This is a genomic window from Mucilaginibacter sp. Bleaf8 (assembly GCF_018390515.1).
Lineage (GTDB): Bacteria > Bacteroidota > Bacteroidia > Sphingobacteriales > Sphingobacteriaceae > Mucilaginibacter.
Window position 1 is genome coordinate 776465 of the sequence record NZ_JAHBBK010000002.1, and the last position, 16833, is coordinate 793297.

Annotated in this window: 18 protein-coding genes; 11 read left to right on the forward strand and 7 right to left on the reverse strand. The window is 43.0% G+C overall.

Features of this window, described 5'->3' with window-relative positions; translation table 11 throughout:
• Positions 1 to 146: 146 nt before the first annotated feature.
• Complete coding sequence (locus tag KHS38_RS12270) at positions 147 to 1283, forward strand: GAF domain-containing protein (RefSeq protein WP_213488836.1); 1137 nt, start codon at positions 147 to 149, stop codon at positions 1281 to 1283.
• Here KHS38_RS12270 and KHS38_RS12275 read toward each other — a convergent pair.
• Positions 1280 to 2332 carry a spore photoproduct lyase family protein gene (locus KHS38_RS12275; protein ID WP_213488837.1) on the reverse strand — a complete coding sequence of 351 codons (1053 nt, stop codon included), beginning with the start codon at positions 2330 to 2332 and terminating at the stop codon, positions 1280 to 1282. The two genes, KHS38_RS12270 and KHS38_RS12275, sit on opposite strands and share 4 nt — an antisense overlap.
• Positions 2333 to 2487: 155 nt before the next feature.
• Here KHS38_RS12275 and KHS38_RS12280 point away from each other — a divergent pair, with 155 nt between their 5' ends.
• Positions 2488 to 2937, forward strand: coding sequence for a hypothetical protein (locus KHS38_RS12280; RefSeq protein ID WP_213488838.1), 450 nt, complete (start codon positions 2488 to 2490; stop codon positions 2935 to 2937).
• A 1-nt stretch (position 2938) separates the two neighbouring features.
• Here KHS38_RS12280 and KHS38_RS12285 read toward each other — a convergent pair whose 3' ends face one another.
• A complete protein-coding gene (locus KHS38_RS12285) occupies positions 2939 to 3256 on the reverse strand; it encodes a hypothetical protein (protein WP_213488839.1) in 318 nt (105 codons plus the stop codon).
• 195 nt (positions 3257 to 3451) lie between these two features.
• On the opposite strand from KHS38_RS12285, the gene KHS38_RS12290 reads away from it, so the two are divergent.
• The 3 genes from KHS38_RS12290 (at position 3452) to KHS38_RS12300 (ending at position 7743) form a co-directional block, all read left to right on the forward strand.
• Positions 3452 to 5323 carry a PAS domain-containing sensor histidine kinase gene (locus tag KHS38_RS12290; RefSeq protein ID WP_213488840.1) on the forward strand — a complete coding sequence of 624 codons (1872 nt, stop codon included), beginning with the start codon at positions 3452 to 3454 and terminating at the stop codon, positions 5321 to 5323.
• Between the two features lie 150 nt (positions 5324 to 5473).
• Positions 5474 to 7297 carry a hypothetical protein gene (locus KHS38_RS12295; RefSeq protein WP_213488841.1) on the forward strand — a complete coding sequence of 608 codons (1824 nt, stop codon included), beginning with the start codon at positions 5474 to 5476 and terminating at the stop codon, positions 7295 to 7297.
• 92 nt (positions 7298 to 7389) lie between these two features.
• Positions 7390 to 7743 (forward strand): YtxH domain-containing protein, encoded by a 354-nt coding sequence (locus KHS38_RS12300; protein ID WP_213488842.1) that lies wholly within the window; start codon positions 7390 to 7392, stop codon positions 7741 to 7743.
• A gap of 87 nt (positions 7744 to 7830) precedes the next feature.
• On the opposite strand, the gene KHS38_RS12305 is transcribed toward KHS38_RS12300, so the two are convergent.
• Positions 7831 to 9708 carry a M1 family metallopeptidase gene (locus tag KHS38_RS12305; protein ID WP_213488843.1) on the reverse strand — a complete coding sequence of 626 codons (1878 nt, stop codon included), beginning with the start codon at positions 9706 to 9708 and terminating at the stop codon, positions 7831 to 7833.
• A gap of 23 nt (positions 9709 to 9731) precedes the next feature.
• On the reverse strand, positions 9732 to 10238 hold the full coding sequence (locus tag KHS38_RS12310; RefSeq protein ID WP_213488844.1) for a DUF892 family protein: 507 nt from the start codon (positions 10236 to 10238) through the stop codon (positions 9732 to 9734).
• A 120-nt stretch (positions 10239 to 10358) separates the two neighbouring features.
• On the opposite strand from KHS38_RS12310, the gene KHS38_RS12315 reads away from it, so the two are divergent.
• Positions 10359 to 10667 (forward strand): hypothetical protein, encoded by a 309-nt coding sequence (locus KHS38_RS12315; protein ID WP_213488845.1) that lies wholly within the window; start codon positions 10359 to 10361, stop codon positions 10665 to 10667.
• Positions 10668 to 10744: 77 nt separating this feature from the next.
• Here the strand turns inward: KHS38_RS12315 and rpoN are convergent, their stop codons facing one another.
• Positions 10745 to 12220 carry an RNA polymerase factor sigma-54 gene (rpoN, locus tag KHS38_RS12320; protein WP_213488846.1) on the reverse strand — a complete coding sequence of 492 codons (1476 nt, stop codon included), beginning with the start codon at positions 12218 to 12220 and terminating at the stop codon, positions 10745 to 10747.
• Between the two features lie 166 nt (positions 12221 to 12386).
• Here rpoN and mscL point away from each other — a divergent pair, with 166 nt between their 5' ends.
• On the forward strand, positions 12387 to 12782 hold the full coding sequence (mscL, locus tag KHS38_RS12325; RefSeq protein ID WP_213488847.1) for a large-conductance mechanosensitive channel protein MscL: 396 nt from the start codon (positions 12387 to 12389) through the stop codon (positions 12780 to 12782).
• Here the strand turns inward: mscL and KHS38_RS12330 are convergent.
• A complete protein-coding gene (locus tag KHS38_RS12330) occupies positions 12779 to 13642 on the reverse strand; it encodes a ChaN family lipoprotein (protein ID WP_213488848.1) in 864 nt (287 codons plus the stop codon). The genes mscL and KHS38_RS12330 overlap by 4 nt on opposite strands.
• Positions 13643 to 13778: 136 nt before the next feature.
• On the opposite strand from KHS38_RS12330, the gene rpmH reads away from it, so the two are divergent.
• The 4 genes from rpmH (at position 13779) to tsaB (ending at position 15329) form a co-directional block, all read left to right on the forward strand.
• Positions 13779 to 13937, forward strand: a complete 159-nt coding sequence (rpmH, locus tag KHS38_RS12335; RefSeq protein WP_118193172.1) for a 50S ribosomal protein L34 — start codon at positions 13779 to 13781, stop codon at positions 13935 to 13937.
• Positions 13938 to 14017: 80 nt separating this feature from the next.
• Positions 14018 to 14419, forward strand: coding sequence for a ribonuclease P protein component (gene rnpA, locus KHS38_RS12340; protein ID WP_213488849.1), 402 nt, complete (start codon positions 14018 to 14020; stop codon positions 14417 to 14419).
• Positions 14394 to 14636 carry a membrane protein insertion efficiency factor YidD gene (gene yidD / locus KHS38_RS12345; RefSeq protein WP_213488850.1) on the forward strand — a complete coding sequence of 81 codons (243 nt, stop codon included), beginning with the start codon at positions 14394 to 14396 and terminating at the stop codon, positions 14634 to 14636. Before rnpA ends, yidD begins: the two co-directional genes overlap by 26 nt.
• 6 nt (positions 14637 to 14642) lie before the next feature.
• A complete protein-coding gene (gene tsaB, locus KHS38_RS12350; protein WP_213488851.1) occupies positions 14643 to 15329 on the forward strand; it encodes a tRNA (adenosine(37)-N6)-threonylcarbamoyltransferase complex dimerization subunit type 1 TsaB in 687 nt (228 codons plus the stop codon).
• A gap of 22 nt (positions 15330 to 15351) precedes the next feature.
• Here the strand turns inward: tsaB and KHS38_RS12355 are convergent, their stop codons facing one another.
• Positions 15352 to 16779 (reverse strand): DUF5723 family protein, encoded by a 1428-nt coding sequence (locus tag KHS38_RS12355; RefSeq protein ID WP_213488852.1) that lies wholly within the window; start codon positions 16777 to 16779, stop codon positions 15352 to 15354.
• Between the last annotated feature and the right edge of the window lie 54 nt (positions 16780 to 16833).

Consider the following 16833-nt stretch of genomic DNA (forward strand, 5'->3'; position numbering starts at 1 on the left):
TCGCTGCTTTGCATTCGTTAGCCTGAGCCAATAATTGCGCATATTCTTGTAATATTTTTGATTTTTAAATTAAATATTAAGCTTATATTTAAAACCACAAAACAGCCCTGGTTTTAGTATAACAATTATTGATTTAAGTACATTTTATGCGTAACGAATTGGATCGTCTGGATGCGGTTGACAGATTTAAACAGCTGGACGCCGGTATTCACAAAGATCTGGATGACCTGGTAAAGCTGGTGGCGCAGGTTTGCAATGTACCTGTAGCGCTGGTAAGCCTCATTGATGCCAATATGCAATGGTTTAAAGCCAGTGTAGGGACGGGCGATATGGATTGCAATCAGCGCGAGCATTCTTTTTGCCAGTTTACCATTATGCAGGATGATTTACTGATCATACCTGATGTTACACTGGACCAGCGCACCGCATCGTTACCCATTGTTATTAACTCGCCCAATATCCGTTTTTACGCGGGAGTGCCGCTCATTACCTATGATGGTTATGCTATAGGTACGCTGTGTATATTGGACGTACAAACCCGCGAACTGGACGATCAGCAGAAAAATACGCTTAAGGTGCTGGGTAAACAGGTGCTTAATCTCATTGAGCTAAATTGGAGCCTGCAAACGCTGGCCAACCAGCAGGAACATACCGAGCAGCAAAAAAGAAGGATAGAAGATTCTGAGCTGAAATTAAGAGCGGTTTTCGATAGCTCTAAAGACTTGCATTTTTTACTGAGCCGTCATAAGCAGGTTCTGGCATTTAATAAAGAAGCCGCCAATTATATTCAAACCAACTATGCCCATTCGTTGCGGATAGGTGATTACCTGTTAAATATCGTTGATATACGGATGCACGAGCGGTTTAATCAATACTTTAACATCGCTTTGAGTGGCGAGCCTGTTAAGGCCGTATGGCTGGTGCGCCCGGGGCAAGTAACAGCCGGCTGGTTCGAGGTGTCATTTACACCGGTAATTGATAACCTGGGTAACAAAATAGGCGTAGCTTTCAATTCGGCCGACATTACCCTGCAAAAGCTTAATGAGGAGTATATTGCATTGCAAAATGCGGCGTTGCAGCGTATAGCCATCATTCAATCACACGAGCTACGAAGACCAGTGGCCTCACTTATGGGACTGATTGAAGTGATCAGACTGGATAATTTTAAGATAACGGATTATTTTGAAATGCTGCAATCTACCGTTCATGAACTGGATAGTAAGATACGCGAAATTGTCAAAGAATCTGAAATCACCATCGGTACTGATGGTAAAGAAAATTAAAAAATATACCTGATACCGCACCAAGGAATTTCTTCTGTAAGCAAGTTGATGAACGTATTGATCATCTGCGCCTTAAGCTGATGCTGGTACCTGATATTAATACCTCCATAACTGCTGCGCTTAGTTTCTTGTATGGCCGGCAGCCACAGTAACTCCTCGGCCTTGGGATTGATTTGAAGGTTAGCTACGTGCTGCCACTCGTTGTGTGTCAAAAATATTACTTCACATTGCATTTGTTTCTTTACTTCTGGGCTTACAGCTGCGTTTAACTGTTGAAAAAGCTCGCGATAATCTTCCTCCCAATCCCGTTCAATACCACGCACACGATCATAAACAATTACCGGCGAGAAGTTGACATGCACCTCGTAACCAGCCGCGTAAAAATCATTGATCGCTTGCAGGCGCTTTTCTATACTATCGGTACGTACATCAACCAGCCGGCTGATTTCTGCAGGCATTAAGCTGAAACGGATCCTGATTTTGCGTGCGGGATCAAACTCCAGCATTTCGGAGTTTATAAACTTGGTAGCAAAAGTTGCTTTGGCTCGTTCATGATCTTTATAGAACTGAAACACATCATGTATGCCCGGAGATATTGCGTAGTCAACCGCAATATCCGAATTGCAACCAATGTCATAAGTATAGTATATCGGATCCGTCTGGTTCGGCGTTCGTGGCCAGGGTAAGGCCATCACGTGCTTATCAACCGCGGCCATAATTTCGTCTGTATTGGTAAACACAGTTATTGGGTTCAGTTTCTTGTGCCGGTCAACATAACAGTAGGCACAACCGCCAAAACAACCATTGGCTAAACTGGGCGCAATAAAATCAGAGCTTCGGCCGCTGTATTTAATCTCCTTGGATTTTAAACGGCCCAGCACCAGTAGGTCCGACTTGGCCTTGTAATGCGGCAGGTCAACTTCCGGTAAGCGGTTATGCTGTTTTATTGGCGTACGGCCGGCATCCGGGTACTGGTCTGCAATACGCAGGCCATTTGGGTTTAGCGCATCTGGTGTATATAATATCTTATTGGGTTTAAAATCCGGCATAATTTAGAAGCTCTTGGTTGCTATTTAAGCTTAATAACTATGCCAAACGGCTGTTTTGTCAGTACTAATATGTTAGATAAAAGCAGAGCTTTAAGCTCTGAAAAAAGAAAACTATTATCTGTAAAGTAGTGTTGTATAACAAAGCAATCAGCAGCATGCCGACCGAAAATAAACCCGTTTCAGAACTATACAGTGTAAGCCGGATGCAGATCGAGCATTACGATATGTCTATCGGCTTGCGGCTTATCTGGCTCAATAACAGTCAGGCGTTTATGTTTGGTGTTTACTCTGTTTGCACAATCATGAAGGCCCCAACGCCATTCTTGGCTGGCAAAGAACTGATGCTGGCTATGGCAATTCCTTTCCTCGGATTTGCAACAACCTTAGTTACCTTGTTTGATATTATTACCAGCATTATTCAAATGAATAAGCTGACACGTAATTACAAAAATGCCAATAGCAACCATGAACAGGAACTTAATTTTCCCTTACTTCATGGCAATATCATGGATAGGGTTATGCAGCGCATATCGCCTGTTGTAACAGCCTTGCTGTTCCTGGCGGTTTGGATATTTCTGATCATGTACGATCATCAGCTTTTGTAGCTTATTCTACAATTTTGATTTGCTCCGGCTCGGTAATAATAATTTCCGGTTTGCCTTTATAATCAATTACGGTACCGGTAATGGTTACCTTTTTACCTTTATATAATGCCTCGGGCGCTGTCGTAAACTTTTTGCGATCGTCACCTTTAATCAGTAACGTTAAAACTTCTTTGGGATGCGGGGCTCCAACATCTAAAAGCGTAATATTTGACCCGGCCAGGTATTTGCCACCTGCAACGGTATCGGTAATCATAACGGTTTCATTCTTGTGATTAGCTGCTTCTTTAGCTGGAACTACTTTTTGGCTAAATGCGCTCATCGAAACTGATAAAAGAAAAGCAAGAACAGGAATTTGTTTAATCATAACGCACGGTCTTTATTGTCTAATATAGTGATAAATCAGGCCAAAATGCCTGATTTTTATTTAATTATAGTTCTCTTGGTTGTGAATTATTACGGTGAATGTTTGCTATTCTCTATAATAATTTAGAGATTAGTTTATAACATCTCTTTTATGCCAGAAAACCCCACCGGCCAACCGGACGCAAGTCTTCATGATGCCGATAGCCAGTACCGGCACCTTTTTATGCAGGCACCAGGCCTCATAGCCATTTTACGACGGCGGGAAGGCGTATGTGAGCTATTTAATGAGCTATTCAGTAAAGTTTGGGGTAATCGTGATGTGTTAAATAAGCCAATGCGCCAAGCATGGCCTGAATTAGATGGGCAGGGATTTTTCGAAATTGTAGAACGGGTATTTGATACCGGCAATGCAGAATATGGCTATGAATATCCTGCCCGTGCCGATTGGCATCATACCGGTAAAACAGCAGAAGCTTTTTTTGATTTTGTTTACTCACCATACCGCAATCAGGAAGGGGTGATTGATGGTGTAATGATATTTGGTATGGATGTAACTGCCCGGGTACAGGCACGCAAACAACTGGCCGAGCAGCAACTGCTTTTCAAAGATATTACTGATGCTGCGGCAACGGCGCTTTGGATGGTGGATAAACATGGTAATATAACCTTTGTAAACCAAACCTGGGCCGATTGGACAGGGCATCCCAAAGAAGCCCTGCTGGGGCGTGGCTGGGTTGACTTTGTAGCGCACGAAGACAGGGAGCGTGTTATCAGCAGCTATATACGTGAAGTAACCCGCAAGTGGCAATACCATGTTGATTTCAGGATATTGCGGGGCGATGGTAAAATACAATGGGTGGCCGCTACCGGCAAGCCGCGCTACCTGCCCGATGGTGAATTCGCGGGCTATGTGGGTTCTTGCATGGATATTACCGAACGTAAGAAGTGGGAACAGATACTACTGGATAGCGAGCAACGCTTCAGAACTATTGCCGATTCGGCACCTGTACTCATCTGGATGTCCGGACCTAACAAGAAGACGACATTCTTAAATAAAAGCTGGACCCAATTTGCAGACGAGTCGAGCTTGTTGTCTGATAAGGGCCTTATGCAAAGTGACTTGATTCATAAGTCGGACGTTGAGATGGTGGTGGAGCAATACCGTCGGGCGTTTGATCGTCAACGTGAATTTTACCTCGAGTACCGTATGCTGCGCAATGACGGCAACTATCGCTGGATCGGTATGAAAGGCGTACCCCGGCTGGCTAATGATGGTACTTTAGTTGGCTACATAGGCTCGGGTATGGATATTACCGAAATGAAAGAGCATGAGCAGGTAAAGAACGACTTTATTGGTATGGCCAGCCATGAACTGAAAACGCCCATTACATCTATCAAAGCTTATGTACAGCTGTTGCTTTCGATTTATAAAGATGCCGACGATGAGTTTCTTAAAAAATCACTCACCACGGTTAATAAACAAATCAACAAGCTTACCCGTCTGATATCCGATTTGCTGGATGTTTCTAAAATGGAAAGCGGCCGTTTAAGCCTGAACAGTGAACCGTTTGTTTTGAACGATGTGCTGAAAGAAACTATAGAGGAAGTACAGCATACGGCCGCGCATCATGATATTGTTTACACAGCCTGTTCGGACACCATTACCGTACTGGCCGACCGCGACCGCATTGCACAGGTGCTGATAAATTTTCTTACGAATGCCATTAAATACTCACCCGAGGCTGATAGGGTAGATGTTAACGTTACCTGCAAGCAAAATGAAGCCATCATTGCCGTAAAAGATTATGGTATAGGCATCAGCGCCGAAGAGCAGAATAAGATATTTAACCGCTTTTACCGCGTTGAGGGGCGTAATGAGCAAACTTTTTCGGGCTTTGGAATTGGCCTGTACGTAGCTGCCGAAATCATTAAAAGGCACAACGGAAATACCTGGGTGGAAAGCCATCCCGGTACCGGCTCTGTTTTTTACTTCTCTTTACCTGTGCATTCAACAGTCGCTTGATCGTAAGCACAACTACTTAGCAATCAAAAGTTTCCTTTTATCTAAACAATTTACTATAAGTTAAATTATGTTTAGGTAAAGCACATATTAGCCGTACTATATATTTTACTTACAATTAGTTCCCTTAAAACAGCTTTACGTAAAATAGGTATGGCAGAGCAAAATAAGGGTACAAAGATATTAAGCAGGGTGCTGATTGTAATTGCAGTAATTGGCGTTGTTTTAGCAGGTGGGTGGTATTTCATCAAGCGTGATCTATCTAAACCCAATAAGGGCAATGGCAAAGGGTCTGTATTAAAACCGTTGATAGAGAATAAGCTTAAAGACATGGTAATTGCCGCCAGCGACAGCCTTTATCATATCACCTTTTCTAAATTTGATTTGAACGTTGACTCGGGCTACGCAATCATCTCCGATTTTAAATTGATACCCGACTCTGCTGTTTACAACCGGCTGGTTGCTGCCCATAAAGCACCAGATAATCTGATGCGCATGAGCGCTGCCGATGTAAGGCTGAATAAGTTTGGCTTTATGGATACACCCGAGGGCAATCGCTTTGGCATTGAGCGGGCGGTAGTTGTTCGCCCAAAAGTTTGGATCAGCAATAAGCGGCAGGAGGGTAGTCAGGCCAATCAAGATAAGGAGTCGCTGTTGTATAAAACGTTCATGAGCTTTTTTAAGCGTATGCATGTGCAGCATACATCCGTCAAAAATGCCGATATTGTTTATGTAAACAGAAATGAAGCAGTCGAAAAATATGATCGCCTGCATAACTTGAATATAGACATTACTGACTTTACCACAAGTCCGGCTGCTGAAGCTGATAGTGGTAAAAGCTGGACTGATGTCGGTGTGGCTAAATTCAGGCTGGCTACGCCCGATAGTACCTATTATCTGGATTGTAAAAATATAAAGTTGTTACCCGCCAAGCATCAGTTAAGCATGGCTCATATGTCATTATTGCCACGGCAAAGCAAGGCGACGTTTCACAAAACCTATGGCTTTGCACGCGACAGGATCCATTTAGAGTATGATAAAATTTCACTTTCTGGAATTGATATTGAACGTTTTATGCGTAAGCAGCAGATATATGTAAGCAACTATACCGTGGCCAATTCGTGGGTGGAAGTGTACACCAATTACAACTACCCGCTCAAAAAGGAACTACGGCGTAATACTTATTTTCATAGGCAATTACAAACACTGGCATTTGATATCACCATCAAGCAAATGGATATATTACACGGTGATGTGTACTTCAAAATACTCGCCGGCAAATCGGATAAAGTAGCTACACTGGCTTTAACCGATTCTAAAACTACATTGTATAATATCACCAACAACACGCTCCAAAAAAAGCGTAATCCATACCTTACAGTTGTTAGCAAAACGTTGCTGATGAATGCCGGCTTAATGAAAACACGTTATGTTTTTAATTTGACTGATAAGGCGGGCGGTTACACCGTATCTTCCACTATAGGCTCAATGGATGCCCGTGCATTTAATGAGCTTTCGCGTCCGTTGGGTATGATGGAAGTTAAAGAAGGCCGTATCAATCATTCCGAAACTTTTATGCGTGTAAACGAATACCGGGCAACCGGTAACACTGATATGTATTACACCGGCGTAAAGGTGTCACTATTAAAAAGGGATGATGATACAGATACTTTAAAACGCCGGGGCTTCCTGTCATTCGTAACCAATATGGTAACACCAAATGATAATCCGCGCAAAAACGGCAACTTTAAGAAAGGGCCTATCAACGTAGTTCGCGATCCACATGATTCTTTCTTTGGGTTTTTATGGAAGGGTATGGCTGATGGTATGTCATCGGCTATGATGGGGATGTACCAAAACGGCAAAAAAGCCGATCATAATATTATTCTTAAGGTAGGCAAAATGATATCCGGCCCAGGCCGGAAAGCAGATAATGTGAAAAATGGCGTTAATCAGGATAAAAAGCGTAAGCAATAAAGGCAGTTGTGAAGATTTTTGCAAATTTTCGTAAAACACTAACACATCATAAACTGTTAAGCAATAGAATCATCTACTAAAAAGGATTAAACATGAAAGATCAAACTAAAATTATTGCAGCCCTGTTGGTGGGCGCTGCTGCCGGTGCAGCTGTAGGATTATTATTAGCACCAGAAAGCGGCTCTGAACTGAGAGAAGACATTGCCGATTACGTAAACGATTTGCTTGAAAAAACTAAAGACAAAGCGCAAATTACTGCCGATGACATCAAAGAATATGGCAATACTTTAGTTGACAGAGCAAAAACTAAATTAAATGGCGTTGTAGGTGCAGTTAGCGATTACAAAAACGAAGCAGAAGCTGCAGCATCTGACGCTGTTGACAGTGCTAAAGCAAGTGTTAAAAGCACTGCTAATGATGTGAACTCTTCAGTTCAAAATGCATAAGCATAAACAGTTATACTATACATATTAAAAAGAAAGCCCTGCTTAATTAAGCAGGGCTTTCTTTTTATAGAATGAATTGCCGTCCTTTTACTTCGCTATCCAACTATTGTCTTTTACGTTGGCATCCATAAAAATACCGCCATCTATCACGGCCGATTTAATGGTTTTGCCTGTTTTGATACTTACCGATGCTTGTCGCTGATTTGCGGCCCAAACAGCGGGTGTTTGATGCAGTGTTTGTGTGCTGCCATCGGTATAGGTAAGTTTTATATCAAAAGGCACCGCAAAGCCTCCTATATTTTTCACCTGAGCTGTATAGCCGCCCGCGGCCTTATTCAGGTTCAAAGCAAGGTCGATATAATAGTTACTGAAAAACCAGTTGTTAAAAAACCAGTTAAGGTTTTGGCCGGATGCACTGCTCATGGAGTTAAAATAATCCCATGGAATAGGGTGTTTGCCATGCCAGCGGTTCATATACTCATGCAGGCATTTTTTAAATAGCACGTCACCCAGCATATCTTTCAGCGCCAGATAGCTCAGCGATGGTTTGCCATAGGCATTATTGCCGTATCCGCTGCTGAGTTCGCTCGTTGGGGTAATAACGGGTAAGTCTTCGGTCGTGGATGGATCGTTGATCCAACGGTTTACACGGAACATTTTGTATAGTTCTTCTGCCTTCTCTTTGCCCACTTCTGCGGTGCCAATCAGCAGCTCAAAGGTGGTAGCCCAGCCTTCGTCCATAAAAGCGTAGCGTGTTTCATTTATACCCATGTAAAAAGGGAAATAGGTATGGGCAATTTCATGATCCTGCACAAACTGGGCAAAGTGCAAATCGTCCTGGCGACTGTCGTTCACCATCATAGGGTATTCCATATCGGCAAAGCCCTGAAATGCCGTCATCTTTGGGAAGGGGTAGGGTACGCCCGGCCAGTTGTGCGACAACCAACCTAATGAGTTGCGGCCAAACTGCACCGAATGATGGAAATCGGCAGCAGAATCGCTGAATGCTGCCTGCATGCTTGCTCTGCGCTTTGTAGCATCATCTACAACAACGCTTGCCGCATCCCATACGTAATGATTGCTGATGCCAACGGCCATATCGCTGATGTTATCGGCAGTCCAGGTCCAGGTGTTCAGGTCCTTTTGTGCTGTTATATTTTTTTTAGCCAAATCTGCAGCAGTGGCTACGTGAATGGTTGAATCGCTGGTGAATGATTGTTGCAGACGCTTGGCAAAGGTAGGCTGTAAAACCTCGGTAGGGTTTTGCAGCGTTCCGGTAGCCCATACAATGTAGTTCTTAGGTACTTTAACATGTAGGGTATAGTCGTTAAAATCGTTGTAAAACTCCTGTGCGTCGGTAAAAGTAAGGCGGTCCCAGCCGTTGTAATCATCATAAACAGAGATACGCGGATAAAAGTAAGCCAGGTAGAAGGTGGTTTCGTCAATAACACCCTCGCGGCCGCTTTGCAGCGAAAGCTGGTAGTGCCAGTTGATATTTAATTTAACTGAATCGTGCGGTAGTAAGGGCTTGGTAAGGCTTACCAGTTGATTAGTTCCCAAAGCAGCTTCGTTGTTCCATTTAACTTGCCGGCCATCCACCGTAAATGTATCAATCTGCATACCCGGTGTTAAGTAATCGGGACTTGCGGCGCCCATACGTGCAGCGCCCGGCCGGTGTATGTTCATGATCAGTTTCATGTTCAACCTGCGCAAGGTATCCGGGCTGTTGTTGATGTAAGTAATCTGCTCCGTGCCTTTTACATTACGGTCGGGCGGCATGGTAGTAACCGTAATATTATACCGGGCATGGTTTTGCCAGTAGTTTTTACCCGGCCGTCCATCGGCAGAGCGGGTGCCTTTAGCGAATGCTTTTTGTATATCGCGGGGCATGTACAGGCTTGGGTTCTGGGCCTTTACTGATAGTGCGCTTACACAAAGTAAGGCAGCAGCAAATAGTTTATTCATTTTATTAATAGGGGATTGTATCATTATTTGCTAATATACTCATCGGCAATAACCGAAAGTAACTTATAATCGTCCGATGCTTCGTCAAAGCTTTCGAGCAATAGCTGCTCCACTTCTTTATAGCCAAGTTTTGCCGCCAGCACTTTAAGCATACGATAGGAGGTAACGTTAATATGCTCAATTAGCTGCAGATAAAGCAAAATGTCTATATCGGTAAGCAGTGGGTTGCTTACCACATCGTCCTTAGGTTCAAAAGCATCTTTGAAAACTGCAATGATAGGTATGTTCTGCTCAGTAGCGGGCTGCATATCTATCAAACGATAGATTTCATGTAGCCTTTCCACCTGTCTGCTTACATCTTCAACTAATTCCTGTATGCCTTGCTTCAGTTTTTTTAGTGAACAGAGCGCTATTAAAGAGGGAAAGTGCTGTTGCAGGTAGCTTTTACCATAATATATCCTGTTTAAATGGTGTACAAAGTGCTGCTGAAGTGCAGCCGGATCTGTAACAAGTGTTGTTTGGGCTTCCATAGGTTAAAGTGATATTATGGTGTTCTGCAAAATAAGGAATTTAAATAAATATCCGGTTATATGTTTGGTTGGCATACTAAGGTTTTACAAACCATATCATCTGCCAATTGTAAATTAACTATGCAAGAAGAAAATTTTGATGATCTGGATTTTGGCCATCAGCAAAACGAAGAATCGTTTCATATTGAGGTAGACTTTTATGATACCGGCGATTTAAGCCGCATGTTGGTTGTGCCATGCAATGATACCTATATCGTAGTATCAAACGATGAGCATTTATGTACACTGGTGCGTACCTGCAAAGAAATTGAATGCTGGGAACAACAGGATGGTACTTTAGACGAAGAATTGGTAGAAAAGCTTGGCGTAGCCATACAAGGCGCACGCCCGGAAGATTTTTATAACGAAGAGACGGGAAGTGAGGATTAAAAGTGCGGTATAATGTAAGGAGAGCGGAGTGCGAAGTGGAAAGAGTTAACTTCTTCGCACTCCGCTCTCTTTACCTGTTAAAGTTCCTTACGTAGCCGTGCTACCGGAATATTCATTTGCTCACGGTATTTGGCTACCGTACGGCGGGCAATGTTGTAACCTCGCTCTTTTAATATCTCGGTAAGCTTCTCATCAGCTAGGGGATGACGTTTGTCTTCATTACCGATGCAGTCTTCCAGAATCTTTTTTACCTCTTTGTTAGATACCTCTTCGCCGCTTTCTGTCTGGATAGCTTCAGAGAAGAAAGATTTAAGTAAGAAAGTACCATACTCCGTTTGTACATATTTAGAGTTAGCCACACGCGATACGGTAGAAATATCCATACCTATACGGTCGGCTATATCTTTCAGGATCATCGGGCGCAGGTTCCTTTCATCACCTGTCAGGAAAAACTCATACTGATATTGCATAATGGCATTCATGGTTTTAAGCAACGTTTGCTGGCGCTGTTTAATAGCATCAATGAACCACTTAGCCGAATCGAGCTTTTGCTTTACAAACTGTACCGCTTCTTTCAGCTTTTTATCACGTTGCGATGCCTTATCGTAATGCTCAAACATTTCCTGGTAGGAGCGGCTTACCCGCAGTTCGGGCGCGTTTTTGGCATTCAGCGTTAATATCAGTGTGCCATCATTGTTAGTGATATGGAAATCGGGAATAACCTGCTGCTGCTTGGTATTTACCTCATTCGAATCACCTGGTTTCGGATTCAGCTTCAAAATCTCGTTCACAACGGCGCGAAGCTCGTTGGAATTCATGTTCAAAGATTTTTCTAGTTTATCGTAATGCTTGCGGGTAAACTCTTCCAGGTAATTTTCAACCACCAAAATGGCTTTCTTTATAATCGGGTCGTTTACGTCTTTGCGGCGCAGTTGAATCAGTAAACATTCCTGCAAGCTACGTGCACCAACACCGGGTGGATCGAAGCTTTGAATTACTTTCAGCATTTCCTCCACTTCCTCATCCTCGGCCATAACGTTTTGTGAAAAGGCCAGGTCGTCTGTTAGTGACATGATAGGACGGCGCAAATAACCGTCATCATCCAAACTGCCGATAATTTGCTGTCCGATACGAAAGTCTTTATCCGATAGCGGAACCAGATCCAGCTGGGCCTGAAGGTTTTCAAAGAAAGAACTTTGAATAGCGATAGGCATTTCCTTACGGTCTTCCTCGTCATCGCCGTTCTGGTCGTAGCGTGAGCCGTAATCGTTTAAGTTATCGTCTTGCAGGTAATCGTCTATATTAAACTCGTCATGCTCGCCATTGTCATCATCGCCGTTATAGGTGTCCTCATCCGGGTCGCGGTCAGGATACTGCTCCTCCGGCTCGCTCATGTTGGTTAAACTCAAATCTTCAAGCGCAGGGTTTTCTTCCAGCTCCTCTTTTATACGTGCATCTAACGATACCGTAGGAACTTGTAACAGCTTAATAAATTGTATTTGCTGCGGCGAAAGCTTTTGTAAAAGTTTTTGTTGAAGATTCTGTTTTAACATAAATATAGACTGTGCCAAAAATACACTAATCTGCCGTATTAATCAAAATGTAAAGCGGATTGACTCTAATGTAAAATGTATTATGGTGTTTTTTTGTTTGCTGTAACAAAATTTTTCACAGTTATGTTTTTAACGTTAGATTAGCCTGAAAGTAAACTAATCGCTTATGTCGATCATTAAAGAATTTAAGGAATTTGCCATTAAAGGTAACGTTTTAGATTTAGCTGTAGCTGTGGTAATAGGTGCAGCATTTGGTAAAATTGTTAGTTCGCTGGTGGAGGATATTATTACGCCAGCTATACTTACACCTGCATTAAAGGCCGCCAATCTGAGCAATTTGAGCCAGCTTGTAGTGCCCGGTACGGCTATCAAGTACGGGAATTTTTTGTCGCAGATTATCTCTTTCGTGATAGTAGCTTTTGCATTGTTCCTTTTCATTAAAGCGATCAACCGGTTCAAAAAGAAAGAGGCCGTTGCACCAACTGTAGCGCCTGCACCATCCAAAGAAGAACAGCTGCTTACCGAAATACGCGACCTTTTGGCTGCTAAAAAAGATATTTAATTATCAGCCTTAATGAGGCGGCCATCGGTTACAATTACGTAGTCGTTGGCCGAATTGTATTTGCTCCAGTCAATTTGCTCAAAATTATCGGTGGCAAAAGCCGCGATGTTGAGTATGCGTGTGTTGGGTGCATAGTTTTTAAGCTGTGCAGGGGCACCCAGTTTGTCCTCACTGTGAAAGCCGCCATTGATCTGTAATACTTTGTAACCGGGATGTGTTTTCAGAAAGCGGGCAACAGACCAGGCCATGGTAGCATCCCATAAAGATTGCGACTGATATAATTGCATGCCCGGCATACTGCCATGCCCACCCATTATGGCAGCAAACTTTTCATGATAAGCGCCTGATGCGGTATCAACAGGCAGGGGAGGTAACCAGCTTTTGGCATTCACATCCAACTGTTGCAGACTGCTTAAGCCAAGCCGCGTAACACGGTTAGTATAACGCGCCGGTGCGTTAGCCGCTATAACCGGCAGGTGCTTCTCTTTAGCCAGTTCTATTAGCGGGCGGTAATCCTTATAGTTAGGCCATGCGCGGGCTTCGGTTACGAAATTTTTTTCGCGGATCAGGCCACCAAGGTATTCATTCAATATGGGCTGCGTATCTGTCTCGAACATCTCTAAAGATAGTGCTGCTTTCTGCGGGTACTTTTCGGCAAGTTGCTGAAATAGCAACAGTTCGAGCGAGTGGCCAACGGAATCATTATGCTCTTCACCAAAAAATAATACATCAGCCTTAGCCATATCATCAATTATATGATTAATGGTTACCTGTTTTTGCTTGCTCGTACTATATATTTTATAACTTTGAGCCGATGCCAGTAGCGGTAAGGCTATTAAGATAAAAATCAGACGTTTCATACGGTATTGCTATAGCGGCAAAATACAGGCAAAAAACAACATCGGCAAATTGTAATAATTATATTTGATTACTAAAGTATAATTGCTACATTTGCACTCCCTTTTTTAAGAATAAAGAATATAATATCATACAATCATGAAAAGAACGTTTCAGCCGTCTCAACGTAAAAGAAGAAACAAGCATGGTTTCCGTGAGCGCATGTCAACAGCTAACGGCAGACGAGTATTAGCTGCAAGAAGAGCTAAAGGAAGAAAAAGATTATCAGTTTCTGACGAGCGTCGTCACAAAGCATAATACCGGTTGCTTTCCTCATTATTAAGTTGAGGATTGGAGCCGTTTGATCACTAATTCGGTTTACCAATATAAAGCAATCAATGTACACTTTTAAAAAGGAAGAACGGCTATGTAATAAAAAGCTTATTGAAGGGCTTTTTCGTAGCGGGTCTTCCTTTTTGTGTTATCCGTTTCGCGTATCCTGGCAGCCGGCTGTTTTGCCTCAAAATGTACCCGTACAGGTATTGTTTGCAGTAGCCAAAAAGCGCTACAAGCATGCGGTTGACCGTAATCTGGTTAAACGGCGTATACGCGAGGCTTATCGTTTGCATAAGCAGGAGTGCCTGTATCAATATTTGCAACAGCAGCAAAAGCAAATCATTTTATCGGTAGGCTATGTTGGTAAAGAAATTACCGATTATAAGTTTATGGAAAAAAAAATGCAGAAACTTTTGCAGCAGCTTAACGAGTTAGTAAATGCAGATGTTGTTACAACGGCTTAAGGCTGCCATTGCCGCGGTTTTCATCGCGCTGATACGCGTTTATCAAATCGTGTTATCACCTATACTGGGCGCTTCGTGCCGGTTTACGCCTACCTGTTCGCGCTACGGTATTGAGGCTATAAAAAAACATGGGCCTTTTAAAGGAGGCTGGTTAACCTTAAAACGCATTGGCCGGTGCCACCCTTGGGGCGGGCATGGCCCCGATCCTGTACCTTAAAAAGATATGGCACTTATTTTACAGATAGAAACTGCTACCACCGCTTGTTCTGTTGCTTTAGCACAAGATGGTAAAATACTGGCATTGAAAGAACGCAATGAGCGTAATATACATGCAGAGGTAATTACCGTTTTTATTGAAGAAGTAATGGCCGCTGCCGGTAAAAGCTATGCTGAACTGGATGCCGTAGCTGTAAGTAGTGGGCCAGGGTCATATACAGGTTTGCGTATTGGTGTATCAACAGCCAAAGGGTTATGCTTTGCGATGGACAAGCCTTTGATCGCTGTAGAAACTTTACAGGCTATGGCTGATGGAATGTTGGCCAATCCAACTGATAGTAATGTGTTGTTATGCCCCATGATAGACGCGCGCCGTATGGAGGTTTATACCGCGATTTTCGACCATCAGGCTAATCGCATCCGGCCTACGTCAGCCGAAATTATAGACGCCAACAGTTTTAACGACCTGCTACAACAGCAGCCAATTCTGTTTTTTGGTGATGGTGCCGATAAATGCCGCTCAACATTTGAAGGTAATACCAACGCCCGCTTTGCCGCCGACTTTATCAATTCGGCACAATATCTTACCAAGAGAGCATCTGAAAAATTTGCTAATGCGGAGTTTGAAGATGTAGCTTATTTTGAACCCTTTTACCTGAAAGACTTTATAGCCGGCAAAAAAGCTGCGCAGTAATTCTGGGTTCGCGAGAGTTAGTTTAATTAGCAAACATTTTTGTCCATAAGCGCCCTAACGGGCCGGAACCACCGCCGGTAGGGGTATAGCTGCTGTTGCGCCATCTTTCAAAACGCTTACCAAACTTAACCGAAAATCCTACAAATATACTTCCGCCCGAGTAAGGCATGTTTTTTTCAACGGCTGCTGCGTTCCCATTGTTAGACCGGTATAGGTTACCAGTTTGGGTTAGCTGCTCGCTACCTATATAAAACTCAACATTTGGTGCCTGATACATCAGTTGTCCGCCAATGCTGGTAACATAATTATCCATAGCGCCGGTAGCGGTTAATACCATCGGGCCAAACTGTATATGATTTACCAATGCCGCTGTAGCACCAGGATGGTACACATTTTTTGAAATGATAGCAGTGGGTGTATAACTTAACTTTTCGCCGGCAAACTTTCGGCTCACGGCCAACTCTGCACGGCCTTCAATAGGGAGTGTGCGGGCATGCTGCTCAGGCATTTCCTGAACCAGGTTGGCTAAGCCGGTAAATACATTACTCTCTCTGCTATTAGTTAGGAGGCCGGTAAGCAGCGTACTGTTTCCAAAGGTACCAAACCGGTATGTTCTGAACTGGTTGCTCCAGTGTATAAATCCAAAATCTTTAAGGTTAGCTTGAATTTGAATATTACCCGGCGCAGTGTAGTTAGCGCCGATACTTATTGCAGCTCCGGGGTTTTTATATGCATTGGAAATAAGACGCCGGTTAAACTGTCCCAGTTCGTACGAGCTGGAATAACTTCCCCGCATATACCAGTCCGCATTGTTACCCGACGGGTCGAATTGTATACTGGATTCATTCACGCTGATCCTATCGTATGCAATGCCCATAAGTCCGCTTAATTTAAAGCCTAAGGATAGGTCTTTGGTTACCTTTTCACGATAGGTTAAGCTTAGTTGCATATAGCTCTCATAATAGCCGTTGCTATTGAATATATTGTTATAAGGTCTATCTGTTTCAAATGCTTCAGAGCCGTTAAAAAGTGCAAATGTTTCGTCTGTGAAATTACCACGGCCATTGCCCTTAATCTGCATCGATGCTCCCAGTTCCTGATCGCCGTTCTGGTTACTCAAAAACTTGAACATAAAAAGATAAATATTAGCGTTTGCTAAAATGTGGTTGGGTTGTGTTTGCCCTATCTGCAAATTTTGAGTGTCATATCCGCTTAAAAAAAGTCGGGATTTGAGCGTGGTTTGGGCATTCCCTTTCAGATATACGAAGGTATTAACGTTGGGTACAAAAAAGTTAAATGCAATAGTGCGTGTAGTATCTTGTTTAAAAACCGCTTGCGACGGGTTTTCAAAAGATTCGTATAACGTTCCCGTGTTGTATTGGGAAAACTTTTGAGCAAATGCTGTTATACTGCAGGCTGTAAGCAACAAACAAAGAAAAAACTTATTCATCAAATTATATAAGATGCTATTAAACGTTTGTGGCTTAGGGATTATAAAAAAGTA